Consider the following 17,335-nt stretch of genomic DNA (forward strand, 5'->3'; position numbering starts at 1 on the left):
CTTTTTTTGACATATGGAAGAGGAGATGAAGCATGGATCAGTTATTTAGATACCCGTTGCACCAAATTCCTTTGGTAGCAATGGCCATTATTATCGCATTATCAGTTCATGAATTTGCACATGCATATGTAGCATATAAATTTGGAGACGATACAGCAAAGAGACAAGGTCGTTTGACTTTATCACCGATGGCACACTTAGATCCTATAGGTTTGATTGCAGTATTAATTCTTGGATTCGGTTGGGCAAGACCGGTTCCTGTTAACCCATATAACTTTAAAAGACCGCGTCTTGCAGGTGTATTAGTTTCAATTGCGGGGCCGATTAGTAATTTAATTTTAAGCGCAATTGGTTTAATTATTTGGTATAGCTTATTAAAATTTGGTGTATTATACTCAATTCCATCTGCAGTAGCAGATACGTTAGCTCAATTTTTCCAGATTTTTATTATGCTGAATATCGTTTTACTTGTATTTAACTTATTACCGATCCCGCCACTTGATGGGTATCGTGTAGTGGAAGATTTAGCGCCAGCAAATATTCGCGCGAAAATGACACAGTATGAAAAATACGGGGCAATTGCGTTATTAATTCTCGTTATTACACCGCTTAGTAATTACACAATTCAACCTATTTTCCAGGTAGTTATTCCGCATGTATTTGTATTTTTAGATAGCATCATTGCGCCTATTTTTGGCCTTTTATAATTTTTAAGTGAGGAGGATTTTACATATGACAGAGAAAAAGAAAAAAATCGGTTTTAATATCGTGAAAAATGATTCAACAGATGGACATGGTGGATTTGGTGTTGGGGCATTAAGCTTAGAAAACATTTCACCTGTATTTGTTGATGTACTAGAGAAAACTGCATTCGTTGATATTGGTGCGATGCACGCGCGTAGTACAGTAGAAAAAGGTATTAAGTTTTTAACAAATAAAGATGAAGTTCCAAACGGAAAACCATTTTGGCTTGTTTGGGTAACGATTGAAAGAACTGCGACAGGTGCGTATTACGCAGGTGTAACAGCTTGTGAAATGACAGTAGACCGTGAAATTCGCCGCGGATATAAATCACTTCCAGAGCACGTAAATAAAATGGATAAATCATTGAAGCGTCACATTATGGTTGAACATATGGATGAATCATCTAAAAAAGTACTTGGTACGTTCTTGAAAGAACATAATGAAGCGATTTGGAACGAATCTAGTGAAGAATTGCGCCGTGCATTATTAAGTGAATAAAAAATAGCTGACGGATGCCCGTCAGCTATTTTTTTACCAAGGAAGATATTTTTTCCACCAACTTGTTTTTTTCTTTTCTTCAGTCGTTTTTTCAAATTCTTCTTTATCATCGACGTGATCCATACAATATTCAGTCGGTTCGGTACCTTTAGCGAAATACATTTTCACAGAAATAGGACAATTTTTTGTAGCAATTTTACCGTTCTCTGGATTGATATTAACCGCTACGACGTCACTTGGTTGTTTAAATTCTTTTTTTGGTTGTCCATCTAACCCTTTCTCCATCGTATCAGTCCATATTTTCTTCGCATATCCTTGTTCTGCTACGTTTGAAATAGATTTAGGTTGATCATATCCGACCCACACACCAGTTACGATTTGCGGAGTAAATCCAATCATCCAACTATCCGTTTCAGTAGAACCAGATTTGCCGGCATATGTTCTTGATAGTTTGGATAACATCGATTGACCAGTTACAGCAGCATAGCTGCTTAGTTTCTTATTAAACATACCAGTCATCATTTCTTCCATTACAAACGCTTTGCTCTTGTCGAGAACTTGTTTACTCTCTAAATGAGCATCGTATAATATATTTCCTTCATGATCCATAATGCGGCGAATGAAAGTAGGTTTTACTTCTTTTCCACCATTTGCGAACATGCTATAAGCGTTAACCATTTCAATTGGTTTTACTGGTGATGTACCAAGAGCTAGAGAAGGAACATCTTTTAATGCACTTTTAATTCCAAATTGTTTCGCTGTTTTTGCAAGCGCGTCATCGCCTAAAAACAAATTCGTTTTCACAGCATAAATGTTATCAGAGACTGCGAGAGCTTGTGCCATCGTTACGAAATCATCTGCATAATAATCTTTATAGTTCTTCGGTTTATACTTTGAAACGCCGTCACCTAAGGTGAATACAGTATATTCGCTTTTTAAGCGCGTAGCAGGCGTGAATCCTCGTTCTAATGCCGCATAATATAGAAATGGCTTAAATGTAGAACCAGGCTGACGAATGGCTTGTGTAGCCCTGTTAAATTGACTTGTAGTATAATCAGTTCCACCAACAAGAGCAGCCACTTCACCTGTCTTTGGATTCATAGAGACGAGAGCAGTTTGTATGTTTGTTGTGTCAGGTATGTGATCTTTTACAGCTTGTTCTGCTACAGCTTGTAGTTTAGGGTCTAGCGTTGTATAAATTCGCAAGCCACCCCGTTGTAAAGCTTGTTCGTCTAATCCAACATCACGAAGGAGCGAAGCTTGTACAGCATCTTGGAAATATGGTGCGACCTCTGCTACTTTTTTCGTATCTAATGAGGCAAAAGTTAGTGGCTCTTTCTTCGCTAAGGCTGCTTGTTGCTTCGTAATATATCCTTGTTCTACCATTTCATCTAATATGAGAGCTTGTCGTCCTTTCGCACGATCCTCTTTCAAAAAGGGCGAATAGACACTTGGCCCTTTCGGGATACCTGCGAGCATACTAGCTTCTGCTAATGTTAACTCTTTTGCCGTTTTATCGAAATATAGACGGGATGCAGCTTCGATGCCATAAGCGCCATGTCCGTAATAAATTGTATTTAAATATCCTTCTAAAATATGATTTTTATTATAATTCACCTCAAGGCGAATTGTGTACATTGCTTCTAATAGTTTACGTTTCCACGTTTTATCATGATCTAAGTAAAGGTTACGAGCATACTGTTGTGTAATCGTACTAGCACCTTGGACTTTTGCCATCGCTTTTAAATCGGCAACAATGGCACCAGCAATACGTTTCATATCAAAGCCATGATGTTTGTAGAATCGTTGATCTTCAATAGATAGTGTCGCCTCTTTTACATAAGGTGAAATTTCATTAAGAGATACATTGTAACGTTTTTGCATTTCATTACTTTGTCCTATAACAGTGTCATCATTTGCGTAAAAGACGCTTGTTTGCGGGACCGCAACAGGAGGAGGTCCCATAATTTTTGCAACTATAATAATAACAAAAAAAGAAAAAACGAAGAAAAGGACGCAAGAAAACATTGCGGTGAAGAAAAGACGTTTATATTTTTTAAGTTTTGGATTCATAGTTTGATCCATCTTTTTTCAGCCCCTCATTAATACAAGCGTTATTGTATTAGTATTGAGGGTTTTCATTTATTTTAAACAATGAAATTTCGAAAATAAAAAAGCCTCTTCCATTAAGAAAGGAGCTCAAAGGCACGTGCTGGCCAATCAGTAATGATGACATCTACACCATAATCAATCATAGTTTGTAAATCTTTGTATTCATTAATTGTATATGGACGGAAAACATACCCTTGCTCTTGTGCTAACTGCACAAATTCTTTCGTTAATAACTGGAAGTTTGGATGTAATCCATTTGCTTCTCTATGTTTTGCTTCGGCAATTGGATCAGCAAGTGGTGTATCATATAAAATTGCTCTTGGGATTTCAGGAGCAATTTCTGCTAATAATGAAACAGAGTCATGGTTAAATGATGAAAATACAATTTGATTAGAAAGATGATATTCACGCACAAGTGCAACAGCTTTTTCCTCAATATTTGGGTAATGAATAACATCTGTCTTTAATTCAATATTTAGTTGTAAGTTCGTTGTGGAAAGCCAAATGAAAACCTCACGCAACGTTGGGATTTTTGCTTCATGGAAAGAAGGGTCTTTATAGCTACCAGCGTCCAATGATTGTAGTTCCTCTACCGTTTTTTCCGAAACAAGTCCAACGCCATTTGTTGTACGATCGACGGTTTCATCGTGAATTACGACAAGTTCACCATCTTTTGATAAGTGGACATCGAGTTCAATTCCGTGAGCGCCAATGCGTTCTGCTTCTTGGAAGGCAATCATCGTATTTTCGGGATGTGTTCCTTTTACTCCGCGGTGAGCGAAAATAAGTGGTTTACTCATGTGAAATTCTCCTTATTATCTCTTTTCTTTCATTATGAAACTGCTTTAGGGAAAATACAATTGAATATGACAAACATTTACAAAAGTCTAACAGTTGCACAAAAGTTAACGTTAACGTAAAATGTAATAATCAAGTGAAGGGAGGAATAAACATGTATAAAATTGATGAAGTAACAAAGCAAGTTGGTTTGACAAAACGTACACTTCGTTATTATGAGGAAATTGGTTTAATTCATCCCCCTGAACGTAGTGAGGGGAACATTCGCCTGTATACAGACGGGGATATCGCCAGAATTAAAAAAATTGTGGAAGCGAAAGAAGTGTTAGGAATTACGCTTCAAGAGATGCAGCATTTTTTATCGTTAAAAGAAAGAATGGAGCAAAGAAGAAGTAGTGAAAATCCTCGTGACCGTGAAGTGATTCAAGAAATTAAAGAGATGCTTGAACAACAAGTGCAAACGCTAGACGAAAAAATGGAGCAAATGCAACGTGTAAAGGCAGAACTCGAAGATAGTTTACATCGTGCAGTAACATTTTTAGAGAACACAAAAGGAGAGTAATCAAAATGGAGAGCAAACAAAAACTAGGGAGATTGATTACAGTGGTGGCTACCTTCCTTGCCTTTTCGGGTATAGGGGTAGTTGACCCAATTTTGCCAATTATTGCTGAGAAAATCGGTGCAACGCATTGGCAAGTTGAAATGTTATTTACCGCTTATATTTTAACGATGGCAATCATGATGTTACCAGCTGGTATATTTGCATCGAGATTTGGTGATAAACGAATGATGACAATCGGCCTTGCAATTGTGACTGTATTTGCGTTTATATGCGGTATATCGCAAACGATTGCTCAATTATCTCTTTTCCGCGCTGGATGGGGATTAGGAAATGCGATGTTTTTTGCTACAGCAATGACGCTATTAATAGCATTAAGTAAAGAAGTTCATGAAGCAGTAGGATTATACGAAGCAGCTATCGGTTTAGGCATGGCTGGCGGACCATTATTAGGCGGGATATTAGGTGGTCATTCTTGGCGTTATCCGTTTTTCGCGACAAGTATTTTAATTTTCTTAGCATTTATTTTAGTATTCTTTTTTGTAAAAGAACCGGAGCGAAAAGTGAAGCGAAAGGCTGCTGGGGTAGGAGAATTACTTAACCTGGTGAAGTATAAACCGTTTATGCAAGGTGCGATTTCAGGAATGTTATACTACTACGGATTTTTCGTTGTGTTAGCATATTCACCACTTATTATGCATTTATCAGCTATTCAATTAGGCTTTGTATTTTGCGGATGGGGGCTCGCGTTAGCTTACGGTTCTGCAATTTTAGCACATAAGCTAGAAGGGAAATATGAACCAAAAACATTATTAAAGGGTAGTTTACTCGTATTTGCGATTTTCTTAATTGCACTATTCTTTGTGAAAATTATGTGGTTACAAATTACTCTTATCGTTTTATCAGGATTGGCATCTGGCTTAAACAATGCATTATATACAAGTTATGTAATGGATATTTCACCTTATGAAAGATCTGTTACGTCAGGTGTTTATAACTTTGTTCGTTGGTTAGGTGGTGCGATTGCTCCAATTTTATCAGGAATTATCGGTCATACTGTTTCACCACAAAGTCCGTTTTTAGTAGGTGGAATTGTTGTGTTAGTTGGTTGTATTATGATCCTAATTCCAATTCGTAAACCAGTAGAAATAGAGACAAAAGCCCTTTCTTAAGAAAGGGTTTTCTTTCCTTTTACGGTGCAAACCCTTTCCGCACATATGTTAGAACCCTCTGACTAAAATATATTTTCGGTATTTTTGTACTTTTAACTATACATTTTGGATGTTTTGTTTTATTTTTGTTAGGGGACATTAATGATGTCCCTATTATAAATTTGCATTGAAAGGCGTGATTGTACGATGGAACTATGGTTCACTGAAAAACAAACAAAACATTTTGGGATTACGGCGCGTATTAACCGCACATTACATACGGAGCAAACAGAATTCCAAAAACTAGATATGGTTGAAACGGAAGAGTTCGGAAACATGCTTATTTTAGACGGCATGGTTATGACAACAGAAAAGGACGAGTTCGTTTATCACGAAATGGTAGCGCACGTACCTTTATTTACACATCCAAATCCTGAGAACGTATTAGTTGTTGGCGGCGGCGATGGCGGTGTTATTCGCGAAGTATTAAAACACCCAAGTGTAAAGAAAGCAACTCTTGTTGAAATCGATGGAAAAGTAATTGAGTACTCTAAACAATACTTACCATCAATCGCAGGTGCATTAGATAATGAGCGTGTAGAAGTAAAAGTAGGAGACGGTTTCCTACACATCGCAGAAAGCGAAAATGAATACGACGTAATTATGGTAGATTCTACTGAGCCAGTAGGGCCAGCAGTAAACTTATTTACGAAAGGTTTCTACGCTGGAATCTCTAAAGCGTTAAAAGAAGATGGTATTTTTGTTGCACAAACGGACAACCCTTGGTTTACACCAGAACTAATTACGACTGTGTTTAAAGATGTAAAAGAGATTTTCCCAATTACTCGTTTATACACAGCTAATATTCCAACATACCCAAGTGGTCTTTGGACGTTCACAATTGGATCTAAAAAACATGATCCACTAGAAGTAAGTGAAGAGCGTTTCCACGAAATCGAAACGAAATACTACACAAAAGAATTACACAATGCAGCATTCGCATTACCGAAATTTGTTGGCGATTTAATTAAGTAAGAGAATTGTATCAACCAAATAAAGTGTAAGTAGCTCATTTAAGGTGTTTGTCCAGAAGACTTGAACATGCTAGCTACTTACACTTCTGTAGAGAAAATCGTCTTCTTGTTGTTAAAAAGAAGACCCGGTAAATCGAGAAAGAGGAGCAATTCGCTCCAAATTTGAGAAATAGTGAAAGGTTGGGATACCTTAAGTTCCACATAAGGAGGAAAAGAATATGCGTTTTGATGAAGCTTATTCAGGTAAAGTATTTATTAAAAGTCATCCAAGTTTTGAAGAGTCAAAGGTAGTTATTTATGGGATGCCTATGGATTGGACAGTAAGTTACCGTCCGGGATCTCGTTTTGGCCCTGCACGTATTCGTGAAGTATCAATCGGTCTTGAAGAATATAGCCCGTATTTAGATCGTGAACTAGAAGAGGTAAAATATTTTGATGCGGGTGATATCCCATTACCATTTGGAAACGCACAACGCAGCTTAGACATGATTGAAGAGTATGTATCAAAACTTTTAGATGCCGATAAGTTTCCACTAGGTCTCGGCGGTGAGCACCTAGTGTCTTGGCCAATTTTTAAGGCAATGGCAAAAAAATATCCGGATTTAGCAATCATCCACATGGATGCTCATACTGATTTACGTGAATCGTATGAAGGGGAGCCTTTATCCCACTCTACACCAATTCGTAAAGTGTGTGATTTAATTGGTCCGGAAAACGTATATTCTTTCGGAATTCGTTCTGGAATGAAGGAAGAATTTGAATGGGCGAAAGAAGTAGGTATGAACTTATACAAATTTGACGTATTAGAACCGTTAAAAGAAGTATTACCGAAACTTGCTGGCCGCCCAGTCTATGTCACAATCGACATTGATGTATTAGACCCAGCTCACGCTCCAGGAACAGGAACGTTAGAAGCTGGCGGTATCACATCTAAAGAATTATTAGATTCCATCGTAGCAATTGCAAATTCAAATATAAATGTAGTTGGAGCAGACTTAGTAGAAGTAGCTCCAGTCTATGACCATAGTGATCAAACACCAGTCGCAGCAAGCAAATTCGTGCGGGAAATGCTGCTCGGTTGGGTGAAATAAAAGTGAAGCCGACTGTTTAGACCCGGTGACTAAGGTTCTTTCCTGCAAAAGGTGCTTTTTACCTTTTGGCAGGGAAGGTTCTTAGACGCAAGGGTCTAGGAGGCGTAACTGGATAAAATAAAAGCGGAAGCGGCTCGCTCAGAATGTGAGGGGGATGGAGCTTCAGACGTAGAGGCGCTTTTTGCCTCGAAGGAAGAAGCGAAGCCACCGATCATTCTAGCCGCTGCAGCTAGATAAAGTAAGAGCCCTCTATATGATTAAGGGCTCTTACTTTGTCGTTATGTGTCGGTAAGTCGATATATTAAAAAAATCGCTGATATATTTAAAAAACCGCCGATATAATTTCATTTGCCATTATGCAACACAAAAAAGAGCTATTCTCAATCGATGGGAATAGCTCTTTTTTTATGCAACCTTCTCTTCCGAAGTAACTCCGCGAATTTCATCAGCAGAGCGGATTGGATATTTACGGAACACAATAGATCCAATGTATCCGACAATAGTGGTAACGATTCCACATAGTACGGCAGCGATCGTTACTTTTATAACGTCATTAAATCCGAATAGGACAAGAAGACCTGGAATTGGTGATGCTGTTCCTGGTGCATTATTAACAAGTTGGAATAGCGATGTAATAATACCGGCAAGTGCACCGCCAACGAAATTTGTCATATAGATAGGAATTGGATTTGCTGAGACAACATCGGCTTGTGTTAAAGGCTCGATTGCTACAGCAATTGTATCTTTCTTTGAACAAATTTTTAATCGTTTAAAGAAAATAAAGTTCATCGGGGCTGAGGCCGCAACGGCAAGACTACCAATCGCCATTGGTAAACCTGTTAATCCAAGCATTGCAGTTAGTGCCATAGAACTCAGTGGAGAGGTAGAAATAACTGTTATTAATCCACCAAGCATAATACCCATAATGATAGGACTTTCTGTAGTTGCAACTGAAATCATAGAACCGATTTTACCGAGTGTTGCGTTAACGAGCGGATCCATAAGCATTGCCATTCCGCGTGAGATTGGTGCAGCGATAAATAGGATTGCTAAAAATTCCACGCCAGCTGGTAATTTCTTTTCGAGAAATTTCACGACGAAAGCACAAACGTATCCAGCGAAAAATCCTGGTAAAATACCGAATCCACTAGTAGCGATACCAATTAAAACAGCGTATACGGGGGAAACACCGATTGCTAATGCGACTAAAATCGCTGCTGCGACACCGCTCATACTACCGGAAGCTTCTCCTACTGATTGTAAAAAGTCATTATGAAACATTTCTCCACCTATATAACGGTGAAATGCTTCAATAAGAAAACTTGCGATTGCTGCATTAGCTAAAGCACCCATCGCCTTCATTCCATAAGGCGCACGGTAACTAAAAAGTGTAAATAGACAAAGTACAACAAGTAATAGTGCTAAACCTTGCAAGATAGCCATTTGAAAACTGTCTCCTTTGATTTTTGTAATAAAAATTCGTATCATTCAATAATAATATAAAAGTGTATGAAACGGAAAAATTTTTTCTTGGGAACTTGCTGTAAGAAAAAATCCCTTACAATAATGTAAGGAAAGTGTAAGACTTTTAGATAGAGTATAGTATGCTCTTTTCCGTATAATACAAGTATAGATATAATACTAGTGAGAAAGAAGTGCAAACAGGAGGTTCATGTATGAAATTGGTAATTAAAGTTTTAGCTGTATTCGCCATTATTCTAGGTGGAACAGCGTATTATTTGAACACAAAAACAGAAGGTGTACATGCTTTTGTAGACAACTTCTTTTCAAATAAAGAAATACAAGATTATTATGCGGTTATAGATAAAGGTGAGAAAAAAGACGGAGAATACTTGTATACTTTTAAAGGGTATACAGAAGACGGAAAGTTACAGATCATTAAAAGAATGATGAACCGTGAATTGCATACGGGGGCGTTTATAAAAATTTATGCAAAAGGTATGCAAGGAAAAGGATGGGCTGAAATCCCGAAAGAATCTATTCCACAAAAAGCGTTGGAAAAAATAGAAAAACCATAAAAGGAGCGACTCATTCGCTCCTTTTTAGTGCGTTAAAATAGTGATAGATGTTTTTTCCTTGTTAGAAATAATTTTTGCACGTCCACCAATTGGAAAAGTGAAAATCGGGGTTGTATGCCCGAAACTTGCGTTTGCAATGATAGGAATATGTGCAAGTTCAGGTTTTGAAGCAATCATTTCTTGAATGTCTTCTATCGTACATTCTGCACCTTTTTGCATCTTTCCTATAATGATTCCCTTTATGTATTCAAAATCTTGCTGCTGCATAAGGGAATGTAAATAACGATCAAAAGTTTTAAGAGTAGATGTTCCAGTTAAACTATCTTCTTCAATAAATAAAATTTTGTTCTTTAAATTTGGCATATATGGTGTGCCTTGCAGTAAGTTAAATGTGCTCATATTGCCACCGATAATATCTCCCGTAGCTTCTCCTTCCTGAATTGAAACGTATCCTTCATTTTTAATAAATTCTCGATTTTCCTGATCTATATACCAAGAATCATCGCTCCATGTTTCAGATGGCAGGACTTCAATAGGCTCATTAGAAGTTAAGCACTTTAAAAAGTAATCGGTTGTATACTCGAGCCCTTTCTCCATTCCAAAGGAAGAGAAATGGGGTCCTGAATATGTAACGAGACCTGTTTTTGCGTAAATTGCATTATTTAAAGCAGTAATATCTGAATAACCACAGAAAAATTTCGGGTTTTTACGAATTAGATCATAATCGAGATGTTTCAATAAACCATTGGAGTTGTATCCGCCAAGTGTCGTCAAAATAGCTTTTACATTAGGGTCTCCAAATGCTTTATGGAGGTCTTGAATGCGGGAAGAAATAGAAGAGGAAGCAAATCGATCTATCTCATCGGCATATTTTGAGAATGTAACTTGAAAGCCCATGTCGGTTAATCTTTTTATAGCAAATTTTTTATTTTCATTTGAAACAATACTTAAACTACACGATGGTGAAATCACTCGTATTTCATCACCCTTTTTTAACTTTGTTGGTATCACTATATTCACCTCTTTAATTGAAAGAATATTAAGATTTAAAAAATATTTTATCATATGAAATAAAGTAGAAGTGAATTATTTTTTGAAATGGAGTTTTCCTGATTTTTCAGCAGACAGACAGAGTCTTTTTTTGATATGATAGGAAAAGTGATTTATTATAAGTAGTATTTAATATCTATAACATTTGAAAGGTGTGCAAGACGTGGAGAAACAACTTGCAGGCTTGCCGGTACACGTTCATTTCGTAACAGAAATCCGTGAAGGGGCGAGGAAGGAAACCGTTGCTTTTGAAGCAAATGGTCAATACTATGTAAAAGGTCAAGGTACATATGTAACATTCCAGGAGCCGAACGAACAAGGCGAAGTGAAAACAATTATTAAAATTCAAGATGAACAAGTTCTCATTATGCGTTCAGGTGCTGTTTCTATGCGTCAGACGCATGTGAAAGGTGAATGGACAACTGGTACGTATACGAGTGAACTTGGTACGTTTGCATTGCAAACAAAGACTGATAACGTTCTTTTTAAATGGTCGGATGAAAAGAAAAAAGGACAACTCTTCTTAACTTACGCATTGCTTCTAAGTGAACAAGAAGCTGGCAGATATACTATTACAATTAATTTGAAGGAGGCAAAATAATGAATTCCTTAGAACAAGTAAAAGGATTGATTAAAGAAGAAATTCAGGCTGCTGTATTAAAGGCAGAATTAGCGACAGAAGAACAGATTCCAACCGTTGTATTAGAATCTCCAAAAGATAAAACAAATGGTGACTTCTCTACAAATATGGCAATGCAACTTGCACGCGTTGCGAAGAAAGCACCTCGTATGATTGCAGAAGAACTAGTTGCAAACTTCGATAAAGCAAAAGCTTCTATTGAAAAAATCGAAATCGCTGGTCCTGGTTTTATTAACTTCTATATGGATAATAGCTACTTAACAGATTTAATTCCAACAATCGTAAACGCTGGTGAAGCTTACGGTGAAACGAATACTGGTAAAGGTGAAAAAGTACAAGTTGAGTTCGTATCTGCGAATCCAACAGGTGACCTTCACTTAGGGCATGCACGTGGTGCGGCAGTAGGTGATACTTTATGTAACCTATTAGCAAAAGCAGGCTACGATGTATCTCGTGAGTACTACATTAATGATGCTGGTAACCAAATTCATAACTTAGCTCTTTCTGTTGAAGCTCGTTACATGCAAGCTTTAGGCTTAGATAAAGAAATGCCAGAAGACGGTTACCATGGTGCGGATATCATTGGAATCGGTAAACGTTTAGCTGAAGAATTCGGCGATCGTTATGCGAAAGCTGATGAAAAAGAAAGCTATGAATTCTACCGTGAGTACGGTTTAAAATATGAATTAGCAAAACTTCAAAAAGACTTAGAAAGCTTCCGTGTTAAATTTGATGTATGGTTCTCAGAAACATCACTATACAAAAACGGAAAAATCGATCAAGCTCTTGCCGTATTAAAAGAGCGCGAAGAGATCTTTGAAGAAGATGGAGCAACTTGGTTCCGTTCAATGACTTACGGTGACGATAAAAACCGTGTATTAATTAAAAACGATGGTTCTTACACATACTTAACGCCAGATATCGCGTATCACCGTGATAAATTAGAGCGTGGTTTTGATAAGTTAATCAACATTTGGGGTGCTGACCACCACGGTTACATTCCTCGTATGAAGGCTGCTATTCAAGCACTTGGTTACGATAAAGAAACACTTGAAGTAGAAATCATCCAAATGGTACAACTGTATCAAAACGGTGAAAAAATGAAGATGAGTAAGCGTACGGGTAAAGCAGTTACACTTCGTGAGCTTATGGAAGAAGTAGGCGTGGACGCAATGCGTTACTTCTTCGCAATGCGTAGCGGTGATTCTCATTTAGACTTCGATATGGACTTAGCTGTATCAAAATCTAATGAAAACCCAGTATACTATGCACAATATGCTCATGCTCGTGTATGCAGTATCCTTCGTCAAGGTGAAGAGTTAGGATTAGCTACAGGCGGAGATGTGAACTACAAGCTTGTTACTTCTGAGAAAGAAGTAGAGTTACTGAAAAAACTTGGTGAATTCCCAGCTGTAGTTGCGGATGCAGCACAAAAACGTCTGCCACACCGTATTACAAACTATGCATTTGAATTAGCAGCAACATTACACAGCTTCTACAATGCAGAAAAAGTATTAAACCAAGATAACTTAGAATTAAGTAAAGCTCGTTACGAGTTAATGAAGGCAGTACGCACTACACTTCAAAATGCATTAGCAATCGTAGGAGTATCTGCACCAGAAAAAATGTAATGAAGAAAAGCGGAAGCGGCTCGTTTAGAATAGGAGGGGGATGGAGCTCCTGACAGAGAGGCGTACTTTGCCTCGGAGGAAGGCGCGAAGCCACCGAGTATTCTAGCCGCTGGAACTGGACAATAAAGAAAAGCGGAGCCGACTGTTTAGTCCCGAAGGCTAAGGGGCTTTCCCACAGAAGATGCATTTTATCTTCTAGTGGGGAAGGTTCTTAGACAGAAGGGGCTAGGAGGCAGAGCTGGACATAAAGAAAAACGGAAGCGGACTTTCGTTTTTAAATAAAAGGCAATCACACGATGTTGTGATTGCCTTTTTATGTGGAGATAATAAAAAAATAAAATTTTATCAAACAAAAGAGGAATTTGCGTCGTCTTATATAAATGACAGGAGGCGTATGATGGAAGAAAAGATAGAAGAATTAATTGATATATATAAGAAGCAAATATATTCCTTATGCTATAAGTTAGCGAAAACGAAAGAAGATGCGGAAGATATTTTTCAAGAGACGTGGATAAAGGTTTTTTCATCAAGGCACCAACTTTCTTATGTGGATAATTATAAAAAGTGGATTACTACAATTTGCGTTCGTACATTTTATGACTTTTACCGCAAGAAGAAAAGATGGAAAGATCGCGTATTAGATTTATTTCATAAAGAAGATGGTGGAGAAGTAGAGTTTGTAGATGATGTGAATATATCAGAGGAAATCATTCAAAAGGTAGAAGCGGAAATGATATGGGAAGTTATACATTTATTAAATGAAAAATATAAAACGGTACTCGTACTCTATTACTATGAACAATATTCTTACAAGGAAATGAGTGAAATATTAAATATACCGATTGGTACGGTAAAGTATCGGCTTAATTATGGGAAAAAGAAAATGCGAGAACATTTGGAGGGGTTCGTTCATGAAGGAAGATAAATTTGAACAGAAAATAAAGAGCAGTTTAGCAGGAGAGATAATTCCAAGCGAAGAGCTAATCAATAACACGAAGCAGAGTGTGCGAAAGGCTCAGAAGTTAGAGAAGAGGTGGCTAATTAGTATTCATGCCATTTGGATTGTTTTGTTAACAATTGTTATAGAACAATTTATCACTCATTTGGATCATAAAATTCCTATGCTGATAGCAAGTGTGATTATGATGCACGTATACGTTCCGATATATGTTGTAATACAGTCATTTTTAAAGAAGGAGTATAAATTAGATGATAGAGTTCGCTAATCCATTTGTAGTATTTGAGATAGCTGGGATTACAATGTTTTTGGCTTTTATAGCACTTTTAATATGTGTTGCGTCATGGGTATATACAGATGCTAAAGCACATCAAATGAGCAAAGGATGGAGTATTTTAGCAGTTATATTGCCATTCTTTATTGGGTTTTTATTATATATGGTAAGAAGAAGTAAAAAGAAGGTTGAAGGAGAATGTAAGGTGAATTTTGTTAAAAAACAGAAAGTAACATTAGTTGCGATATTGGCAAGCACAATGTTTGTATTACTTAGTGGTTTTACTTTTGCACAAACGTTAGATGATGCGTGGAGAGCCGGAGATATATATTTAGCAAATGAGAGGCAAGGGAAAACAAGTTACAAGGCAAAATTCTCATCATGGGATATTGCCGGTAAGGATATTGAATTTCAGTATGAAAAGGATACAGAAGTGACATTTTCTTATGAGACAGATGCAAAACGAGGAAACTTATGTTTTAGTGTGTATGAAAGACAAGGAGAAGGTATAAAAGAGTTAAAGGAAATTTGTGAATCGAAAAAAGGTACTTTTACAGTTACTTTAAAAGCAAATGAAGAATATGTATTGAATATAAGCGGATTAAAAGTAAAAGATGGATTTGTAAAAGTGAATTGGGAAGAGAAATAAAAGGGTCCTATAAAGGACCTCTTTTCTATTGAATAGTATAAGTAACAGAAAAACTAACAGGACTATAGTAAACGTAAGGTGCATGAAATTGAACATACATATTGCCATCTGTTTTTGCAGTGAAAATTCGGCCGTAACCATCAGAATAACGTCCAATAAGGTTATGATTTGAGTCATAAACACTGTAACTAGGAGTTTTGCTGTTAGGATGAATTGTTAGTTCTTGTCCTTTTTGAAGGAAAATAGGTTCTTGTTCAGAACTACCTCCAGTTTGCAAAGAATAAAATTTTGTAAAGCTTTGTTCTTGAGCGGCAGCAGCGACTTTTGTTTCAGGAATAAACGCAGTAGCTCCAGTAATTCCTGCTAAAGTTAATGCACCTGCTAAAATCATTTTTTTCATAATAGAAAAAGCCTCCTTATTAGTTGTAATCAGTTTTGTTACAGTTAATATTGTATACGATAATGGGTAGGATAAAATATGCTTTTATGCATATATATTTTTTCTCAATAAAATACCACTGATAAAATCAGTGGTATTTTAAATGATTAAGCAGCTTTCTGTTCAGTTTGAGGAACAGGTTTTTGAAGCGAGTTATAAACTCCTGTTCCGATAACGTCTAATGCCATTCTCATTCGTTCAGGTGAAATGTTTTCTAATACGTTATCTTGAGGTGTATGGTATACCTTCTCAATATGATAGATTAATGGATTCCAACTATCGACACCCATCCAAATGAATAGAGCAGCAGGAATACCAGCTTCAGCAAATGGAACATGATCACTAGAACCGAATTTACCTTGTAGGATGAGGTTATTATTTAGTTGTTTACCTGCTTGCAAGGCAGCGTCTGTTACAAAGTTTGTAGAGCCATCAGGTGTCATAGCATATAAATTCTTTGCTTTATCATAATTTGTTGCAACCATGTCGGCGTTAAAGACACCTAAAATACGGTCGCGTTCTTTTTGGGATAGACTATTCACGTAATAATCCGAACCAAGTAATCCAGTTTCTTCAGAACCAAAGGTAATAAAGCGAATTTCTTTATCAGTTTCTACATTTTGAAAAGCACGAGCTAGTTCTAATACTAATCCAGTTCCAGAAGCATTATCATTTGCGCCAGGTGCTCCGACAACACTATCATAGTGCGAGCTTACAACGACTGCTTTTTCATTACCTGTACTCTTTTTTGGTTTCTTTTTGGCGATAACATTTAGAGATGTTAATTTAGATTCATGTCTCGCTTTTAGGGAAAGAATTGTTGTCCCTTTTTTAGCGATTTCTTCTTTAAATGCATTTCCTTGCGCATAAGCAAGACCAAAGACAGGGATAGATTGCTTTTTCGTTAGGCGGGGATTGAAGGTTTGTCCATAATTTCCGCGCCCGCCAATTAAACTGTATAAAAGAACACCTTTTGCACCTTTGCTAACAGCATTTTCAACTTGTTTATTATAGTCGGTAACTGTCGTTCCTCTTTCAAATAAAACAATTTTACCGTTTACTTCATTTGGAATATCTTCTAATTTTGTCCCACCTTCAACAAAGATAAGGGGAGCTGTAACAGCTTCTGTAGAAATTAGTGCATTAGGAGCAGCACCAGCTTGCCAATTACGTTTTGTTGATAGTGGTGATTCAATGAATCCAACGTATTGATCGGGCACCTGAAATGGTTGATATTCTACGTCATAGCCCATTGATTTAAGCTGCATACCAATGTAACGAGAAGCCCATTCTTCGGATTTTGTTCCACCGGGGCGAGGACCAATTGTTTCAGATAAGAAACGAACATGTTCAATCGCGCGGTTTGGATCAATCTGTTTTGTAATAGATGGAGTTTGTGTAACCTCTGACGTGGAATCCGCTTTTGCTTGCCCAATTGGAGCTAAGCTAACAGCAAGTGATACAGCAAGCAAAGAGCTTACTATTTTTTGTTTCAATGATTTTCTCATTTTTTCCTCTCCTATTCTTCTATTCTCTCTGACTGACAAAAGAAGACGGATAATGACTTTATTTTACCTTCACACCTTTTATTTTTCAATATTCTGACATTGAGAAATAAAAAACGATATATGCATATTTGCATATTTTTGAGGGAGATATGTATGCTAT

General features: G+C 37.1%; 18 protein-coding genes. 12 read left to right on the plus strand and 6 right to left on the minus strand.

The window, feature by feature from the left end:
- Window positions 1-32: 32 nt before the first annotated feature.
- Both ACTFRY_RS23715 and ACTFRY_RS23720 read left to right on the plus strand, forming a co-directional pair.
- Window positions 33-707: a site-2 protease family protein gene (locus ACTFRY_RS23715; protein WP_000372456.1), complete on the plus strand. Its 675-nt coding sequence runs from the start codon at window positions 33-35 to the stop codon at window positions 705-707.
- Window positions 708-732: 25 nt separating this feature from the next.
- Window positions 733-1,242: a YwhD family protein gene (locus tag ACTFRY_RS23720; RefSeq protein WP_016118957.1), complete on the plus strand. Its 510-nt coding sequence runs from the start codon at window positions 733-735 to the stop codon at window positions 1,240-1,242.
- Window positions 1,243-1,275: 33 nt separating this feature from the next.
- Here ACTFRY_RS23720 and ACTFRY_RS23725 read toward each other — a convergent pair whose 3' ends face one another.
- Window positions 1,276-3,327, minus strand: coding sequence for a transglycosylase domain-containing protein (locus ACTFRY_RS23725; RefSeq protein ID WP_000372965.1), 2,052 nt, complete (start codon window positions 3,325-3,327; stop codon window positions 1,276-1,278).
- A gap of 101 nt (window positions 3,328-3,428) precedes the next feature.
- Window positions 3,429-4,154 (minus strand): glycerophosphodiester phosphodiesterase, encoded by a 726-nt coding sequence (locus tag ACTFRY_RS23730; protein ID WP_000042786.1) that lies wholly within the window; start codon window positions 4,152-4,154, stop codon window positions 3,429-3,431.
- 152 nt (window positions 4,155-4,306) lie between these two features.
- On the opposite strand from ACTFRY_RS23730, the gene ACTFRY_RS23735 reads away from it, so the two are divergent.
- The 4 genes from ACTFRY_RS23735 (at window position 4,307) to speB (ending at window position 7,987) form a co-directional block, all read left to right on the plus strand.
- Window positions 4,307-4,714 carry a MerR family transcriptional regulator gene (locus ACTFRY_RS23735; RefSeq protein WP_061664282.1) on the plus strand — a complete coding sequence of 136 codons (408 nt, stop codon included), beginning with the start codon at window positions 4,307-4,309 and terminating at the stop codon, window positions 4,712-4,714.
- A gap of 5 nt (window positions 4,715-4,719) precedes the next feature.
- Window positions 4,720-5,883 carry an MFS transporter gene (locus ACTFRY_RS23740; RefSeq protein ID WP_000444233.1) on the plus strand — a complete coding sequence of 388 codons (1,164 nt, stop codon included), beginning with the start codon at window positions 4,720-4,722 and terminating at the stop codon, window positions 5,881-5,883.
- 186 nt (window positions 5,884-6,069) lie between these two features.
- Window positions 6,070-6,897: a polyamine aminopropyltransferase gene (gene speE, locus ACTFRY_RS23745; RefSeq protein WP_000424696.1), complete on the plus strand. Its 828-nt coding sequence runs from the start codon at window positions 6,070-6,072 to the stop codon at window positions 6,895-6,897.
- 217 nt (window positions 6,898-7,114) lie between these two features.
- Window positions 7,115-7,987 (plus strand): agmatinase, encoded by an 873-nt coding sequence (gene speB, locus ACTFRY_RS23750; RefSeq protein WP_001209831.1) that lies wholly within the window; start codon window positions 7,115-7,117, stop codon window positions 7,985-7,987.
- Window positions 7,988-8,392: 405 nt separating this feature from the next.
- On the opposite strand, the gene ACTFRY_RS23755 is transcribed toward speB, so the two are convergent.
- Window positions 8,393-9,430 (minus strand): PTS sugar transporter subunit IIC, encoded by a 1,038-nt coding sequence (locus tag ACTFRY_RS23755; RefSeq protein WP_000996328.1) that lies wholly within the window; start codon window positions 9,428-9,430, stop codon window positions 8,393-8,395.
- 233 nt (window positions 9,431-9,663) lie between these two features.
- Between ACTFRY_RS23755 and ACTFRY_RS23760 the strand changes: the two genes are divergently transcribed.
- Window positions 9,664-10,026 (plus strand): YxeA family protein, encoded by a 363-nt coding sequence (locus ACTFRY_RS23760; RefSeq protein ID WP_000779920.1) that lies wholly within the window; start codon window positions 9,664-9,666, stop codon window positions 10,024-10,026.
- Window positions 10,027-10,050: 24 nt separating this feature from the next.
- Here ACTFRY_RS23760 and ACTFRY_RS23765 read toward each other — a convergent pair whose 3' ends face one another.
- Window positions 10,051-11,037 carry a S66 family peptidase gene (locus ACTFRY_RS23765; RefSeq protein WP_098616161.1) on the minus strand — a complete coding sequence of 329 codons (987 nt, stop codon included), beginning with the start codon at window positions 11,035-11,037 and terminating at the stop codon, window positions 10,051-10,053.
- 202 nt (window positions 11,038-11,239) lie between these two features.
- Between ACTFRY_RS23765 and ACTFRY_RS23770 the strand changes: the two genes are divergently transcribed.
- The 5 genes from ACTFRY_RS23770 (at window position 11,240) to ACTFRY_RS23790 (ending at window position 15,228) form a co-directional block, all read left to right on the plus strand.
- A complete protein-coding gene (locus ACTFRY_RS23770) occupies window positions 11,240-11,677 on the plus strand; it encodes a DUF1934 domain-containing protein (protein WP_000414867.1) in 438 nt (145 codons plus the stop codon).
- Window positions 11,677-13,347 carry an arginine--tRNA ligase gene (gene argS, locus ACTFRY_RS23775; protein WP_098616160.1) on the plus strand — a complete coding sequence of 557 codons (1,671 nt, stop codon included), beginning with the start codon at window positions 11,677-11,679 and terminating at the stop codon, window positions 13,345-13,347. Before ACTFRY_RS23770 ends, argS begins: the two co-directional genes overlap by 1 nt.
- A gap of 397 nt (window positions 13,348-13,744) precedes the next feature.
- Window positions 13,745-14,272, plus strand: coding sequence for an RNA polymerase sigma factor (locus ACTFRY_RS23780; protein WP_000391477.1), 528 nt, complete (start codon window positions 13,745-13,747; stop codon window positions 14,270-14,272).
- The gene (locus ACTFRY_RS23785) at window positions 14,259-14,573 is read left to right on the plus strand and encodes a hypothetical protein (protein ID WP_000656689.1); all 315 of its coding nucleotides are present in this window, start codon (window positions 14,259-14,261) and stop codon (window positions 14,571-14,573) included. Before ACTFRY_RS23780 ends, ACTFRY_RS23785 begins: the two co-directional genes overlap by 14 nt.
- Entirely contained in the window at window positions 14,557-15,228 is a 672-nt protein-coding gene (locus tag ACTFRY_RS23790; protein ID WP_000568890.1) for a hypothetical protein, read from the plus strand. Before ACTFRY_RS23785 ends, ACTFRY_RS23790 begins: the two co-directional genes overlap by 17 nt.
- A 25-nt stretch (window positions 15,229-15,253) precedes the next feature.
- Here ACTFRY_RS23790 and ACTFRY_RS23795 read toward each other — a convergent pair whose 3' ends face one another.
- The gene (locus ACTFRY_RS23795) at window positions 15,254-15,628 is read right to left on the minus strand and encodes a hypothetical protein (protein WP_000738221.1); all 375 of its coding nucleotides are present in this window, start codon (window positions 15,626-15,628) and stop codon (window positions 15,254-15,256) included.
- Window positions 15,629-15,774: 146 nt separating this feature from the next.
- Complete coding sequence (locus tag ACTFRY_RS23800) at window positions 15,775-17,175, minus strand: M28 family metallopeptidase (RefSeq protein WP_001232213.1); 1,401 nt, start codon at window positions 17,173-17,175, stop codon at window positions 15,775-15,777.
- Window positions 17,176-17,335 lie beyond the last annotated feature (160 nt).

This window comes from Bacillus cereus group sp. MYBK195-1, from assembly GCF_051916605.1.
In the GTDB taxonomy this organism is placed as follows: Bacteria; Bacillota; Bacilli; order Bacillales; family Bacillaceae_G; genus Bacillus_A; species Bacillus_A cereus.